Raw genomic sequence first — 15,469 nt, forward strand, 5'->3', positions numbered from 1 at the left:
TTTTCGAGCGCCTATTTACTCTTTTCTTCAATGTCTTTTATCTGTACACCAACTTCGTTTGTGATGGGCAAAAGAAGTGTTTTAGTTGATTCATCATCAATAGATTTGAAATACGTAGATTTAGGGTAACTCTTCTCTTGTTTAAGTTGCAGCAAGATAGGGTATCATTATAAATCAAGAGACAATTTCATGAGATGACGTGTTTTAAACCTGCGCGAAAATAATCCCATCCTGTCCACAATGTCAGGAGGGCAGAAATCCATAGCATAGTAATGCCAAACTCTACTGTGTAGGAGAAAATTTTGTTACCCGCTGGTCCTGCTAAAAGAAAGACAATAGCGATCATTTGTACAAAAGTTTTCCATTTTGCAAGACGAGAGACCGGAACGCTTACTTTTAATTCAGCTAAATATTCACGTAATCCTGATACAAGAATTTCTCGGCAAAGAATGATAATGGCGGCCCATAGAGTCCATCCCGCAATGGTACTGTCTGCTGCAAGCAAGAGCAAGCAGGCAGAGACGAGAAGTTTATCGGCAATTGGATCTAACATGCGACCAATATTGGATGTTTGTTCCCAAATACGGGCAAGGTAACCATCAAGAAAGTCAGTAATGGATGCAATGACAAAAATGGAAACGGCAATCCAGCGTGCGATATCACTAGATTGTAGGCGTCCTTCTACAAAAAAGCAGGCAACAACCATTGGGACTGCAACAATTCGTGCATAAGTTAAAAGATTTGGAAAAGAAAAAGTATGATTTTTCATAGAGCTATTTTTAATTCTTGTGAAAGAGAATATATCCCCTAAAAGTAACAAGGCTAAGGTGATGAAACAAGCCTATTTTTCATGAAAATGGTTATGAATTTTTTGTGCAATTGCGGCAGAGATTCCTGTAACTTTTTTCAAATCTTCAAGTGAGGCATCAGCAACAGCTTTGGCACTTCCAAAATGATGAAGCAACGCACGTTTTCTTGTTGGACCGATATTTTCGATTTCATCAAGTGGATTTTTGAATGTTGCTTTTTTTCGTTTTATTCTATGCGTTCCAATGGCAAAATGATGCGCTTCATCACGCAGACGTTGTAAAAAATAGAGGATAGGATCACGGGGGGGAAATGTAAAAGGAGGGGTACCTTTTATAAAAAATCGTTCACGTCCTGCATGACGGTCAACACCTTTAGCGATTCCAACAACTGTGATCAGGTTATTTAATTGTAATTCAGTAAGGATTGTATGTACACTGTTGATTTGTCCTTCACCACCATCGATTAAGATAAGATCAGGCCAAATAGGAAAAAGATCATTCTCTTGATTGTGTATGTCATGATTTTTATTGGGCAAATCATGCTCTTTGATAAGGCGTGAAAATCTTCGTTTAATAACTTCTTTCATCATGCCAAAATCATCGCCAGGCGTTATATCTGTTGAGCGAATGTTGAATTTTCGATATTGATTTTTAACAAATCCCATTTGACCAGCAACAATCATAGCACCGACAGAATTTGTTCCCATAATATGAGAATTATCATAGACTTCTATACGGCGCGGAGGAAAAGGGAGCTGGAATGTTTCTGCAAGTCCTTGAAGCAATTTTGTATGGGTAGCTGTTTCAGCAAGTTTATGTTCAAGGGCTTCTTGAGCATTGAGATAGGCATGATTAACAAGCGTTTTCCGTTCACCTTGCTTGGGTAAAGAGAGAGATATTTTGTGGTTTGCTTTGAGACTCAATGCTTCTGTAAGAAGTGTCTTTTCTTCAATTTCTTCAGATAAAAGGATGCTTTTGGGAAGGGGTTTATCATCGTAAAATTGGGTCAGAAAACTCGCCAAAATTTCAGTACGGGAAAAAGAGGGATCTGCTTTAGGAAAATAGGCACGGTTTCCCCAATTTTGTCCCATGCGAAAAAAGAATACTTGAATGCAGGTCATTCCTTCTTTTTGCGCAATTGCAAAGACATCGGCTTCTTTTATCGTTTGAGGATTAATACCTTGATGGCTTTGTATGTGAGAAAGGGCTGATAAGCGGTCACGATAGGAAGCAGCTTGTTCAAAATCAAGATTTTCTGCGGCTTTATGCATAGCTTGAACCATATCATTTTTAACAGATTGATCTTTTCCCGAAAGAAACGCCTTTGCTTCTCTTACCAGTTCTTTATAATCAATGTCATTAATTTCATGGGTACAAGGTGCAGAACATCGCTTAATTTGATGAAGCAAACAGGGGCGTGTACGATTTTCAAAAATTGTATCGGTACAGGTCCGTAATAAAAAAGCGCGTTGTAAAACATGAATTGTTTGTGTCACCGCACTAGCAGACGCAAAAGGGCCAAAATAATGCGCTTTTTGTGTTCGAGCACCACGATGTTTGTAAAGTGCAGGCGCTCGATGATCATTTGTGATCATGATATACGGGAAGCTTTTATCATCACGGAGTAATACATTAAAATGGGGATGCAATCTTTTGATGAGATTCGCTTCTAAAAGGAGTGCTTCTGTTTCTGTATGAGTAACAATAAATTCCATATGATATGTTGCACGAATCATACGGGTAATACGATTATTATGTCCTTGTTCACGTGCATAGTTTGAAACACGTTTTTTGAGATTACGGGCTTTGCCAACGTAGAGGATATCACCATTTTCACCAATCATCCGGTAAACGCCCGGCTTATGCGGAAGGTGTCTAACAAACTCTTGTATGAATTTGACACCTTGGAATTGGTTTTTTTCATTGCTTTGATTGGCATTGTTCCATGTAAGGTTAGAGAGAAAAGAAAGCTTTTCTCGTTTATTTTTCGGACAATTTGTATTATTTTTCAGAATCATTCCGTTTATCAAGAAATGCTTTTTGTTGACTCTATTCAATATTCTTTTTTATTAAATAATGGTTATTTATGTCTTTAATAGTTTTTGTCCATCAATAACACATTATAGCATAAGAGCCTGATTTTAGAGTGCCTATTTTTCATAAAAAATATAAGCGTTGTTATTTAAGATAGCTTTATGAATATGCCTCATTGATTCATTAAAAATGATTAGAATAGGAAATCTATGATGATAAGAGGATAGATCTTCTAAGAAAAAATAATTACGAAATAAAGCATTGATTTACAAAGATAGTTTATCATTGTTGATATTGAATTATAAACTCCTAAATAGCGTAATATTCTCTCATTTCAAACCTATTCTATGTTAAATCAATCAAAACTATATCTCTTGCATGTTACAAGCGGGGAAAGCTGTGTGGAGTGAAACTGTACAAGAAAGGACTAAAAATTTCTCTTACGAGTCGTCTCAAGTGCTAACGACTGTTGCACATTGAGGGCTGGTAAGATATACAACAGTACTGAATTACCTCTTTTATGAGGCGTAAAGAGGGGGGACTCAAGAGCTTTAATATTCTATGAATTACCTAATAATTATAAACCTACTATATGTTTATATTATCCAAAAAATAATAGAATTTACAGCCTTTGTATCTTACAAAAGGGTATTTTTAGGGAAAATATGCAAGAAAAAATCTAACTTACTAGATATTCCTTTTGAATCCACTTATGCGTTATTTGGGCATTTTCATCTTGTCCAAGACGGCTGATAAGAAAAGGGCTGAGTTTTTTCATTTCTTCTTCCAAAAGATAGGGAGGATTGATAATAATCATCCCACTTCCATTCATTGTAGGTGGATTTGAATTTTTTCGGACACGCATTTCAAGCTGTAGAATTTTAGGAATTCCTGTTTGATAAAGCGCGTGAAGAAAACTTTCAATTTCTTGTTCGTATTTAACAGGATACCATAAAGCGTAGATCCCTCCAGAAAAACGACGATAGGCTTTCATTAATCCCTCAATAAGGCGGGAAAATTCTCCAGTCCTTTCAAAAGGAGGGTCAACAAGGATAAACCCACGTTTTTCTTTTGGTGGTAAATGAGCATTTAAGGAAAGCCAACCATCCAAATGCAGAACTTTTGTCTGATAATCGCCGGAAAAATTTTTTGCTAAAATATAATAATCTTCATTGTGCAATTCTATTGCAGTGAGGCGATCTTGTTTCCGTAATAATTGACGAATAAGAACAGGAGATCCAGGATAAAATACAATTTCTTTTTCCCCTTTATTGAGGGCATCAATGATATCACACCATGGACAAAGGAGCACTCTTAAATCTTCTGGGATAGGCGTTGAAAAAATTCGTTGTACACCTTCGCGCCACTCTCCTGTTTTATGGGCTTCTAAAGAAGAGAGGTCATAAATACCAATACCAGCATGCGTATCTATAACGCGAAAAGCTTTTTCTTTGCGTTTGAGATACTCTACAATGCGCGTGACAATAATGTGTTTAAAAACATCAGCAAAATTGCCAGCATGATAAATATGCCGATAATTCATGGAGGAAACTCTATCATATGGATAATTGTATCAGATTATTAGCATAGAATAATAGAATTGATATCCATAAAATTTTCTTTTATAAATCAAATAAGACCCTCATCAAAAAACTATACGCATAAAATATGAATGTCATGGGAGCATTTATTCATTACGATTTTAAATTTTTTATATGAAAGTTGGACAGTAAGAGGATAAACATTTGAATGGAAGCTCTTCGACTTAATAAAGAGGGAAGCTGGCATCATTATATCCCTAAATATTATAACTTATTTGCTAGCGTCTTTGACACTTAAGCTGGTCTATAAGAGCCGTTTTAATCATTTTGATCTCTCTATGCTAACCTTGTTTGTGATGTGCAAGTGAATGATTTTTATAAATGAATACATTTTACACGTTAATAAAACATATTTCCAGATATGATCACACGCACAAATGTTGCCTCATATGCATTTTGAGTGAGTGCATATTGCGGTATCACACTTAATATTTAGAAAAATATGATGTCGCATCTTTTAAACAATGTGACTGATTGATTGACGCTGATCATTGCTCATATTGCTTATGAAAAATCGATAACAGGATTCCTGCAACACAAAGAATTATCAAAAATATTATTCATAAGAGATGGGTGTTGAGGAAACTTTAATGTTCAGTGATGTGTCAAAGAAAGCTGTTTCAGAGAGTATACTTTCGAAAAATTTTTAGATACATGTAAATTTTTTTATAGAAGGTGATGATATTAGGTCTCATGGGTAAAGTTGATTGCAAAGAGATATTTATAGTTTCATGGACGATACCGTTTTTAAAAGGAAAGACATTGGATACAATCTTTGCAGGAAGATGAGTCGTCCAAAGGATCATATAAAGTTCCTTTAGAAAAGTTTTTAAGCCTTTCGGACTTTGGAGGAAGTTGTTTATAATTTTTGAATAGTTTGATATCCTAAAAAGAGATGATAGGATAAAAGTTCGTTTACACCGTTTACGTTAAAAAACGTGTGATTGCTTTTAAGTTAAGAAAAAATATATAAGGAGGATGCGATATTTGATATATTCTTCAAAGAAAGCATGAATAAGTGAGATAGCATTTAAAAGCATAGAGTTAGAGAGAATAATGGGTAATATTTTTTCACCGACACATTTAATTATAATTTTATTGCTTATTTTATTGCTTTTCGGGCGTGGTAGAGTTGCTGAATTAATGGGCGATGTTGCTAAGGGAATTAAAGCTTTTAAAAAGAATATGAAGGAAGAAGAGGAGAGCATTGAGGATAAGGTTGAAATGGCTGATACTTCTCAAGTAATTAATGAAGAATCTCAACAATCTCAGCCATTATCGGTAAAACGTGCCGCAATACGCAGAAAGGCTTCGTCTGACTCTAAAGGAGGGAAGGCATCTATTGCTAAAAAACAGCGTGTCAAATAACAAAAACTTTATCATCATTGTGCATTATTTTTTATGAGAAAGTCGAGTATAAGCGATGTTTGGGATTGATGGACCAGAGCTTGTCGTGATCTTACTTGTTCTCATCATTGTCATTGGGCCGAAAGATTTACCTAAAATACTCAAGACAATAGCAAAGCTAAGGGCGTATGTATCTTCAACAGCAAATGAACTTCGTCACCAGTTTGATGATGTAATAAAACAAATCGAGCGCGATGATTTACAAAAAACGTGTCCAGATATTAACAATTCAAGCAAGAAGTTGGCAGAAACTTTTGATCCCACTCAAAATACATTAGAGGATATCTACGATAATTGGGATGTTAAGGCAACACACCATAAATCAAAAAAAGATAAAGAAATTTTGGAATGTGATCAAAAGGTAATCAAGAAAGATAGGGCGGTCTCTATAGTTTCTCATCATTCTGAAAACATTTCTGTTTCTTCTAAAGATAAAGAAAAAGAAGATGTATCATGAATGTAAAAAAAGATGAAGTTGATGCCAATATGGCACCCCTTTTAGAACATTTCATTGAACTTCGTCAGCGAATTATTTCTTCCTTGATTGCATTTATGATCGCTTTTATGATGTGTTTTTTTGTTAAAGATTATATCTTAAATTTTTTACTATGGCCGTATCAGTGGGCAATGAAAATAGCAGGAGGGTATCCTGAGAGTATTCGTTTGCAATCAACGCAAGTATGGGAAACTTTTTTAACGAAGATGAAGCTTTCTGCCTTTGGGGGAATTATTTTATCTTTTCCCTATACAGCTTTTCAGTTTTATCGTTTTATTGCACCAGGGCTTTATAAAGATGAGCGCATGGCTTTTTTACCATTTCTCATTGGTGGTCCTATTTTATTTTGTATCGGAGGGGCGTTCGTTTATGCTCTATTGGCACCCATAATACTATGGTTTAGCCTTTATCAACAATTTCTTCCAGATGCCCATTTAAAAATAGAGTTTATAGTGCGTATTTCTGATTATTTGGGTTTTATGACGTCATTTATCCTTATTTTTGGTTTGATCTTTCAATTGCCTCTGGTCATTAGTCTTTTAATAAAAGTTGGACTTTTAACGTCTCATGATTTGGTGTCTAAACGAAAATGGGCTATTCTGCTCTCTTTTATCATTGCGGCAATGATAACGCCGTCGGATTTTTTTACGATGTTTGCAGTCGCTTTACCAACAATAGCGCTTTATGAGATCTCAATTTTAATTGCTTATGGTATAGAAAAGAGAAGAAGATCCGCTTAAGAAAAGTGTATAATCTTACGCGATGAGAAATGAGTAAAAACGATATAGAATAAAAATAATTAAATGAGGAATTTTGATGCTTGATATTAAGTGGATTCGTGAAAATCCTGAGAAATTAGATAAAGCGCTCGTAAGTAGAGGTCTTGAGCCACAAGCTGAAAGGTTAATACAACTTGATTTTGCACGCCGGTCGCATGTTGCTAAGGTGCAGTTGGCGCAGGAGCGTCGCAATGCGGTTTCAAAGGAAATAGGACAAGCTTTAGCTGTATCTGACGAGAAAATGGCTGAACGTCTTAGGTCTGAAGTTGAAGAGCTTAAAGTCTTTCTTTCTTCTGCAACAGCGGAAGAGAAACAGCTGACGGAAAGTCTTGAAAAAATTCTTTCAGCACTTCCCAATATTCCATTGGATGATGTTCCAGAGGGTAAAGATGAAAGTGATAATGTCGTCATTCGACATTTTGGGCTACCTCCAACATTTAATTTTACACCAAAGGAGCATTTTGATCTTGGTCAAGATCTCAAGCAGATGAACTTTGAGCGCGCTAGTCGTTTGTCTGGAACTCGTTTTACGGTGCTTTCAGGAGCGTTAGCACGGCTAGAACGTGCATTGGGACAATTTATGCTTGATGTGCATGTCAATGAGCATGGTTATACAGAAGTTTCTGTGCCTCTTCTTGTTCGTGATGAGATTGTTTATGGAGCAGCCCAATTACCGAAGTTTGCTGAAGATCTTTTTCAAACAACAGATGGTCGATGGCTTATTTCAACAGCAGAAGTGCCATTAACCAACTTGGTCAACGATGAAATTCTTGAAGTATCAGATTTGCCACTGCGATTTTCTTCTTTATCTCCCTGTTTTCGTTCAGAGGCGGGAGCTGCTGGCCGTGATACGCGCGGTATGTTGCGTCAGCACCAATTTTGGAAGGTAGAAATGGTCTCGATTACCAGTGAAGAGCAGTCTCTCATGGAATTGGAACGTATGACGGAATGTGCAGAAGATATATTAAAACGACTCGGTTTGCCTTTTCGCACAGTGGTTCTTTCTACGGGGGATATGGGGTTTGCAGCACGTAAAACCTATGACATTGAGGTTTGGCTTCCTGGTCAAGAATGTTATCGTGAAATTTCTAGCTGTTCAGTTTGTGGAGACTTTCAAGGTCGACGTATGAATGCTCGCTATCGTAAAGAAGGTGATAAAAAATTGCATTTTGTTCATAGCCTTAATGGTTCTGGTACAGCTGTTGGCCGTTGTCTTATTGCTGTGCTTGAAAATTATCAACAGGCTGATGGATCAATTATTGTTCCAGATGTTTTACAACCCTATATGGGAGGCATGCGTTGTATTTCTGCTTAATTTTTTGAAAGGAGAAACAATATGCGTTTATTGCAAAGAGGTAATGGTATGCAAACGCAAGGTTTTGCCATTTTAAAAGAGGCAGTTTTTAGGGACGATAAAAGTACATCTCTATGAGAGAGTGAATGATACTATGGGGCAAAAGGATATTTTACAATTTCGTGAGGAGTTGGCTGCTCTTGTACTGAAAATGCGTAGCAAAGGCATCGATGACGTGCGATTTTTTTCGGCATTAGAGAAAATTCCACGTCAACAATTTGTTTCTGCTCCTTGGTTTAATAGTGCTTATGATAATAAAGTTATTCCCCTTGAGTGTGGTGAATATATGGAACGTTTGGAAGAACAACTCTTGATTCTTGCGGCACTATCATTGAAAAAAAAGCACCGTGTCTTAGAAATTGGTACAGGCTCTGGCTTTTGTACGGCTCTTATGGCATGTTTGAGTGACCGTGTGACAACGATTGATCGTTATAAAACGCTTGTTGATTTGGCTCGCCAAAAATTTCAAACTTTAGGCATCGAAAATATTGTTATACGGCAGATTGATGGAAATCATAGTGTGACAGGTTTGGGATCATTTGATCGCATCCTTATTTGGCCATCACGTTCTGATGAACCCAAGGAATTTTTAGAACTTTTAGCTGAAAATGGAATTCTCATTCAGGCGATAGGACCTGATGAAGGGGTACAAACGGTGACGCGCTATACAAAAATTGGGTGTCGATTTGAGTGTTTAGAATTGTTTCAAGTGCGTTATCAACCTTTTATTAAAGGTATTGCGGAGATACTTTAATTTTTAAAATTTAAGAAAGAGCGCAAATTATTTCACTTTTTTATTTCCTTTAAATTCATTTTGATCTTGATTAAAGATATTTATGAATAAAACATATCATTTTAACTCTTCGGTAATTTAAAAAAGCTTTAATGGAGTGAGTTGAGTATTGATGAGTGAGCAAAACGATGTGTTTAAAAGCTTTGGATAAAATTTTCCGGCATAATTTTCAGAAAATAACTTTTTTAGCGGTGGCAACTATTGTTGCTGGTTGTAGTTCTGGGACACAACGTTTTTCCAATATTTTCTCTCATCATACGGTATCATCTCAATCAAATATATCGAATTCTATGTCTACAGATCCACGAGTGCTAGCGTACGGTGGGGATATGATACAAAGCACTGAATTGCCACCTGTGGAACCAAGTAATAATTCGTGGATTGATGACAATTCTCCACAGCAAGGTAGGGGAGATTCTTCTGATGGTCGCGTTATGGGGGGGCCTCCACGTAATCTTGGCACACTTTCCCGTTCACAAATGGATAATTCTCCTATTTTTCGACGGAATTCTTATATTGTCCAGAGTGGAGATACGCTCTTGAGTATTGCACGACAAGTAGGGGTTAGTGTTGAGGCATTAAAATCAGCAAATGGTATAAACAGCAATTCCATTTATATCGGCCAGGTTCTTGTGCTTCCAAGCAGGCGTACATTAGCAACTTCAAAAGCACCCAGTCGTAACGATTGGGCAGCGTCAACAGCAGAATCTTCATCTCAATCTCAAGTGATGTCTTCTATAAAGCCGAAGAAGACTTCTCCTATATATAAAGCTCCTGTAACACCACCACCTTCTGCACAGATGAACAGGTCAAATTTTGAAAAAAAATCTTCTCAACAGACGATGCAATTGAATCATGACGCTGATTTATCAGGTACTGTTACGAATACAGATAATATTAAGACGCCGCAAGCTACAGGAATTTCTAAGATGCGTTGGCCAGTACGGGGGCGTTTATTAAGCCAATTTGGTCAAAAAAAAGGAACGGTAATGAATCGAGGAATAGATATTGCTGTGCCTGAAGGATCATCGGTAAAGGCATCAGAAAATGGTGTCGTTATTTACGCGGGAGATGGATTAAAAGAGCTGGGTAATGTTGTCATGATTCGACATGAGAATAATATTATCACTATTTATGGATGTAATAGTAAGATTACTGTTAACAAAGGACAAAGGATAAGACGTGGTGATGAGATTGCTAAGTCAGGTGTTTCAGGAAATGTTAAAACGCCACGTGTTTATTTTGAGATGCGGAAGAATTCATTACCAGTTGATCCGCTTAAATATTTAGAAAACTAATTTATTGATGACGTTAAGTTTGAATAATCTTATAGTTTATAGAAATTTCGTGAAAAACAATTTATTTTCTTAAACCAATAGGCACGCATCAGAACGTTTTAATCTTCTGCTTTCGGAGCTAATTCTGCAATAACATGATCTTTCTGCTCGCTTTGCTCTTTTCGATGATTCAAGATACCAAGTAATGCTTGAGGAGTCGAATAACCAATTTGTGGTATTGCTCTTTCTTTTCAAGCTGTTCATATATGATAAAGTACTGACGTGCTTCATATACTTTATCATTATGCTTGATCATTGAAAGGTGTTTACTTGTGTCTAATGTCATGTGATAGCAGAAAACCATTGGTTTAGAAGAGCCGTTCGCTGGGTTCATTCGATTACTATCATCTTTGTGTTGATGAAGTATAAGACGATAGCATCGTACTATCTGTCAGCATTCAATGTTCCGACTGCTTTTGCAGTTAAGAGGAGGCATGAAAAGAGATATTTCACTTCCTATCATAAATAAATTTTCTCTCCATGTTCATTTCACAGGTGTGATGTGCAAGAAAATCATTTTGATTCATTCAAAGGGTTTGAAATGAGGGAGTTTTGCGGTATTTAGCTCTATCATTTGACATTTAAAATAATGAATTATCTCTATAAATTAAATTTTTTTCATTAGAAAAATTATTTTATATCATTTATTGAGTGAGTAAGAAGGCTTCTCGTTGTAGGATATATGATAGAGAGAAATAAATCTGTTTTTTAAATATTTTTCTTATTGTATTCTATCTCTTAAGGATTTATTGCATTTTTATAAAGCTGAGATTAAATTATCTTGTCATCGCTTTTTATAATGAATTCTTTAGGAAAGTTTTTCTGAATCAGGATTTTATTTTAACAGAGTGGAAAATAATACCTGAAGTTTAACTATAGGAGATAAAAATGTTTATTACGAACGCTTATGCTCAGGGCGCAGGCGATGTTTCCGGTGGAATTTCATTTGTTGGCGCTATCCCACTCATTTTAATTTTTGCAATTATGTATTTTTTTATCATTCGTCCACAGCGTGCACAAATGAAAAAACGTCAGGAAATGCTTGATGCAGTACGTCGCGGTGATACAGTTATAACGGGTGGTGGTATTATTGGCAAGGTTACGAAGGTTCACAATGAGAGTGGTGAATTAGAGGTTGAAATTGGTGAGAGTATGAATATTCGTGTTCTTCGCTCAACATTAGCTGATGTGCGCGTTAAAGGTGAGCCGATTGCAGAAAAGAAATCAAAGCTTAATGCTAAAGCAAAAACACCACAAAAGTCTAAATCTAAAACGGCAACGAACGAGAATGTGAGTATCTCTAAAGAGAAAAAAGCTATATCAAAGGAAAATAAAGAAAATGCATCTTAGAGTGTAAATGTAATTTATATTTTAAAAGTATTTTTATATAAAATGTCGAGATATAAAGATAGTTTCATTAGAAGGAATAATTTTTATAGTCATTAAAAAGAAATAGTGTCTTTGTTTTTTGTAGACGATTAAAATAGTTAATTTATTTATGGGATATTACGGAAAATTTTTCTGTCTTTTAAATAAAGTCCTTATTTCTATAAAAAGAATTTTCTCACTTTTGAGTCAACTAAGTTGAGGACAGTTTTAAAAACGTAGATAAGTATAGCCTCGCGGGTTATTGCTAGTTTTTCATATATTTTTGTATGATTCAATCAAGATTTATAGTAAAAATTTCTACCTCAATATGTCGGTAGGCTATGGTTAACATATCAATGTTTGTATTGCCATTAACTTTTATAGTGAGAAGTAAAAGACAAGCGGATTTTCAAAAATAAAAGGTGCTTATTTATGTCCGATGCAATTCAAATTCGTGAAGCACATTTTCCAAGTCGTGCGCCTATTGATGCTTATGGAAATGGTGGATTTCGTTTTGCTGATATGTCACATAAAGGTTCTATTATTTGTGTCCCATCAGGAATTTATGGCATTGATATGGCAGGGCCTATTCCCACTCAACGGGATCTATCTCGTATTTTAGAAGAAGCAAATGAGATTGAAGTTTTATTAATAGGTACTGGAACTGAATTATTACGATTACCTGAAGAGTTACGGGGCCTTTTATGGGAAAAGCGTATTTCATCAGATACAATGGGTACGGGTGCAGCGGTGCGTACATTTAATGTTTTATTGGCTGAAGATCGCGCTGTTGCAGCCTTATTATTTGCGGTAGAATAAAGTATTATTTAATAAAATAAATATTCTTGCTTAGCCATAAAAGACGGGGGGTATTATTTTATTGTGCGGCAAAATACCGTTGTTTAGGGTGGTCATATAAGGAACATAATATACATTAACGCATTAAGTGTATTTTAATACAGCAGCAAATATTCAGAATTAGGCTAGTCTGTGGTATCTAGTGTATCACATAAGGTGATAAGCCTCTGGCACTAACAACGCATTGATTTATAATGATAATTTAGCGTTATTCATATTGAATGAGAGTCCCGAATAACCTAAGATTGTCTCATTTTAAATTAGTTTATATTGCTTCAATCAAAACCACTCATTTGCACATAACAAGTGGGATGAATGTGTGGATCAAATTTGTATAAGAAAGGACTAAAAATGCTTCTTATGATCGTCTCAAGTAACAAGCCGGCACCATCATTATATTTGCCTGCTCCCAATGTTGCGACAGATCTTGCATTAAGACGGTTCATAAGAAGCATTTTTAGTCCTTTTTAAAGAGTACTTACATACCCGCTCTACGTGTGAAGTGAAAGGGAATAGATTTGAAACAAGAGAGTCAAGTCATAAAATCTTAGTTTTTTTCATTCAACAGACAAAACGATAAATTATTATTATAAATTAATTTGTTATGAGCAGTAGGAACATGTTAAGAGCAATTGGATTTTTGACAGACAGATGTGGGTGGAAATCTTTGTTCTTTGAGGTGGCGGGAAGAGGTCAATAATTTGTTTTAAGTCTTTGTGATCAGTACATTATCATCTATTCAGTCAAAAAGTGTTTTGCATTGTCTGTTGTTCTAAGTTTCATGATGCATGTTACGGTTCATTTTTGGCTGTTTTTACGATAAATAAAAGCTTAAATCCTATAAGATAAATTTTATCAAAAAAATGATTTATTTAATTTTAAAGATTCTTCTTTTTGAAAAGAAAAGACCCTAAGAAGAAATTTTCATTCATAATACGGTTAAAAGACACATTTAAAAATCTTATTCTCTGAGCTGTATTTTCTTATCTCTCATTTTTTAATATGAATAAAAAGAGAATTTTAATTTAATTGCTAAAAAAGGAACGTTAATAGGCTCATAGAATGATAGGTTCTCTTCCTTATAGTTTTGATATTTTACGCAACATAGATCGTGATCGCTATATATCGGTTTTATTTGCACCTAAAAAAAAGCGCAAAGCATTGGCTGCTCTCTACGCATTTAATGCTGAGATTTCTCGTATTCGTGAAAGTGTCCATGATCCATTCATCGGAGAAATACGATTACGCTGGTGGTATGATTCTATCGCACATGGTGAAATGCAAACGAGTGGAAATAATCCGATTTTGAGTGATTTATGGGCAGCAATGACTCTTTTTAATTTACCTAAGACAGCTTTTTTACGGTATTGTGATGCACAAATTTTAGATCTCTATCACAATCCGATAGAAACACTTCATGATCTCGAGTATTATTGTGGTGAGACAGCAAGTATAATTTTACAGCTTTCTTGTCAGGTATTAGATCCTGATGCCGCACAAGACTTTACGGATATCTATGAACATGGAGGGATTGCTCAAGGATTAAGCGGTGTATTACGACTTTTATCATTCATGCAATCACGATATCACTACTATTTACCTACCGATATGCTGAAGGCTGTAGGGGTGAATAGGAAGGATTTAGACTCTCATCATCTTAGTGATCAACAAAAGGGCCATATTGTTGAAGCTATGGTCGCATTATCACGCGATCATTATAGCAAATTTTACGCATATTCTCATGCTTTACCTAGAGCTCTTAAGCCAGCATTTCTTCCATTGGTCATTATACCGGCTTCTCTTCAAAAAGCTTTACAGCTGAGGTCTGCAATTTTTCAAGAAAGCGCAACTTTACCATTGATACATCGCTATTGGTTGATAACAAGAGCCGCAATAAGCGGTAATTTTCCAAAGATATTATAAAAGGATATGACGACGTTAGAGTTAGGCTGATTTTTTTCATGTTGAAGATAAAGGGAGATATTGTCATTCCAAATCATTTCTTTGTTATCAAAAATATTGATATCGTTCTTTCTATGAATGCAAAAGAATGAGAAATTTTAAGACCTTGAAAATACGGTGTATGGGATAACTGCGGGACAAGCACCATTGTTATATCGATCACCTTCCAATATTGTGCAGCCCTTGTCCTCTTCATAAGAAGTATGCCCTTTCTTTAATGTTTATCCAAACGCTAATTCTGCTTATAGCGTGCAAGCGAGAGGTTTTGATTGATTCAATCATAAACAGATTTGGAATAAAAGAAGCTTACGGTATGCAGGATTTTTATTCAGCATAAATAAACTATATTGTCATGATAAATCAATGCATTATCTGATAAAGGAAAACATAAGATAAAGCTTAATACATTGATTCATTTGATGAAAAATTTTGATATTAAGTGCTCTGAATGTGTTGGTCGCGTTTTATTTTTAAATGAAATATAATTTCTGTTTTTTATGAGAGCAGTGATCTTAGCGGCCTATTAAGTCTATAAAAAAAAACGCTCATTTTTGAGAAATTAAAATGATGAAGCCATAATCGATAACTGTTATGATATATTAAAAATATTAATTTATCATGAAGTTTTTTCTCTCATATCGCATGAAAGTCTTGAAGGGAAGAAGATTTCC

The 15,469-nt window shown here is 35.4% G+C and carries 13 protein-coding genes and 1 pseudogene; 9 read left to right on the forward strand and 5 right to left on the reverse strand.

Going from position 1 to position 15,469, the window contains the following annotated elements:
• Positions 1-187: 187 nt before the first annotated feature.
• From pgsA to BTR_RS03975, 3 genes are all read right to left on the reverse strand, one after another.
• Entirely contained in the window at positions 188-769 is a 582-nt protein-coding gene (pgsA, locus tag BTR_RS03965) for a CDP-diacylglycerol--glycerol-3-phosphate 3-phosphatidyltransferase (protein WP_012231370.1), read from the reverse strand.
• A 72-nt stretch (positions 770-841) separates the two neighbouring features.
• Positions 842-2,827: an excinuclease ABC subunit UvrC gene (uvrC, locus tag BTR_RS03970; protein WP_012231372.1), complete on the reverse strand. Its 1,986-nt coding sequence runs from the start codon at positions 2,825-2,827 to the stop codon at positions 842-844.
• 695 nt (positions 2,828-3,522) lie between these two features.
• Entirely contained in the window at positions 3,523-4,386 is an 864-nt protein-coding gene (locus tag BTR_RS03975; protein ID WP_012231374.1) for a 23S rRNA (adenine(2030)-N(6))-methyltransferase RlmJ, read from the reverse strand.
• A 1,114-nt stretch (positions 4,387-5,500) separates the two neighbouring features.
• Here BTR_RS03975 and tatA point away from each other — a divergent pair.
• From tatA to BTR_RS04010, 6 genes are all read left to right on the forward strand, one after another.
• Complete coding sequence (gene tatA / locus BTR_RS03985; protein ID WP_012231376.1) at positions 5,501-5,812, forward strand: twin-arginine translocase TatA/TatE family subunit; 312 nt, start codon at positions 5,501-5,503, stop codon at positions 5,810-5,812.
• Between the two features lie 55 nt (positions 5,813-5,867).
• The gene (locus BTR_RS03990) at positions 5,868-6,308 is read left to right on the forward strand and encodes a twin-arginine translocase TatA/TatE family subunit (protein ID WP_012231377.1); all 441 of its coding nucleotides are present in this window, start codon (positions 5,868-5,870) and stop codon (positions 6,306-6,308) included.
• Positions 6,305-7,087 carry a twin-arginine translocase subunit TatC gene (tatC, locus tag BTR_RS03995; protein ID WP_012231379.1) on the forward strand — a complete coding sequence of 261 codons (783 nt, stop codon included), beginning with the start codon at positions 6,305-6,307 and terminating at the stop codon, positions 7,085-7,087. The genes BTR_RS03990 and tatC overlap by 4 nt, the downstream gene beginning before the upstream one ends.
• A 76-nt stretch (positions 7,088-7,163) precedes the next feature.
• The gene (gene serS / locus BTR_RS04000; protein ID WP_012231381.1) at positions 7,164-8,441 is read left to right on the forward strand and encodes a serine--tRNA ligase; all 1,278 of its coding nucleotides are present in this window, start codon (positions 7,164-7,166) and stop codon (positions 8,439-8,441) included.
• A gap of 133 nt (positions 8,442-8,574) precedes the next feature.
• Entirely contained in the window at positions 8,575-9,234 is a 660-nt protein-coding gene (locus BTR_RS04005; RefSeq protein ID WP_012231383.1) for a protein-L-isoaspartate(D-aspartate) O-methyltransferase, read from the forward strand.
• A gap of 167 nt (positions 9,235-9,401) precedes the next feature.
• Positions 9,402-10,571 (forward strand): M23 family metallopeptidase, encoded by a 1,170-nt coding sequence (locus BTR_RS04010; protein WP_012231385.1) that lies wholly within the window; start codon positions 9,402-9,404, stop codon positions 10,569-10,571.
• Positions 10,572-10,675: 104 nt separating this feature from the next.
• Here BTR_RS04010 and BTR_RS13390 read toward each other — a convergent pair.
• Positions 10,676-10,902: pseudogene (locus tag BTR_RS13390) on the reverse strand (hypothetical protein); the annotation flags it as partial.
• A gap of 596 nt (positions 10,903-11,498) precedes the next feature.
• On the opposite strand from BTR_RS13390, the gene yajC reads away from it, so the two are divergent.
• Complete coding sequence (gene yajC, locus BTR_RS04015; protein ID WP_012231387.1) at positions 11,499-11,960, forward strand: preprotein translocase subunit YajC; 462 nt, start codon at positions 11,499-11,501, stop codon at positions 11,958-11,960.
• A gap of 450 nt (positions 11,961-12,410) precedes the next feature.
• A complete protein-coding gene (locus tag BTR_RS04020) occupies positions 12,411-12,797 on the forward strand; it encodes an Mth938-like domain-containing protein (protein WP_012231392.1) in 387 nt (128 codons plus the stop codon).
• Positions 12,798-13,111: 314 nt separating this feature from the next.
• Here BTR_RS04020 and BTR_RS04025 read toward each other — a convergent pair whose 3' ends face one another.
• Positions 13,112-13,291, reverse strand: coding sequence for a hypothetical protein (locus BTR_RS04025; protein ID WP_038473449.1), 180 nt, complete (start codon positions 13,289-13,291; stop codon positions 13,112-13,114).
• 607 nt (positions 13,292-13,898) lie between these two features.
• On the opposite strand from BTR_RS04025, the gene BTR_RS04030 reads away from it, so the two are divergent.
• The gene (locus BTR_RS04030) at positions 13,899-14,759 is read left to right on the forward strand and encodes a phytoene/squalene synthase family protein (RefSeq protein WP_012231394.1); all 861 of its coding nucleotides are present in this window, start codon (positions 13,899-13,901) and stop codon (positions 14,757-14,759) included.
• Positions 14,760-15,469 lie beyond the last annotated feature (710 nt).

The sequence above is a fragment of the Bartonella tribocorum CIP 105476 genome (genome assembly GCF_000196435.1).
Classification (GTDB): domain Bacteria; phylum Pseudomonadota; class Alphaproteobacteria; order Rhizobiales; family Rhizobiaceae; genus Bartonella; species Bartonella tribocorum.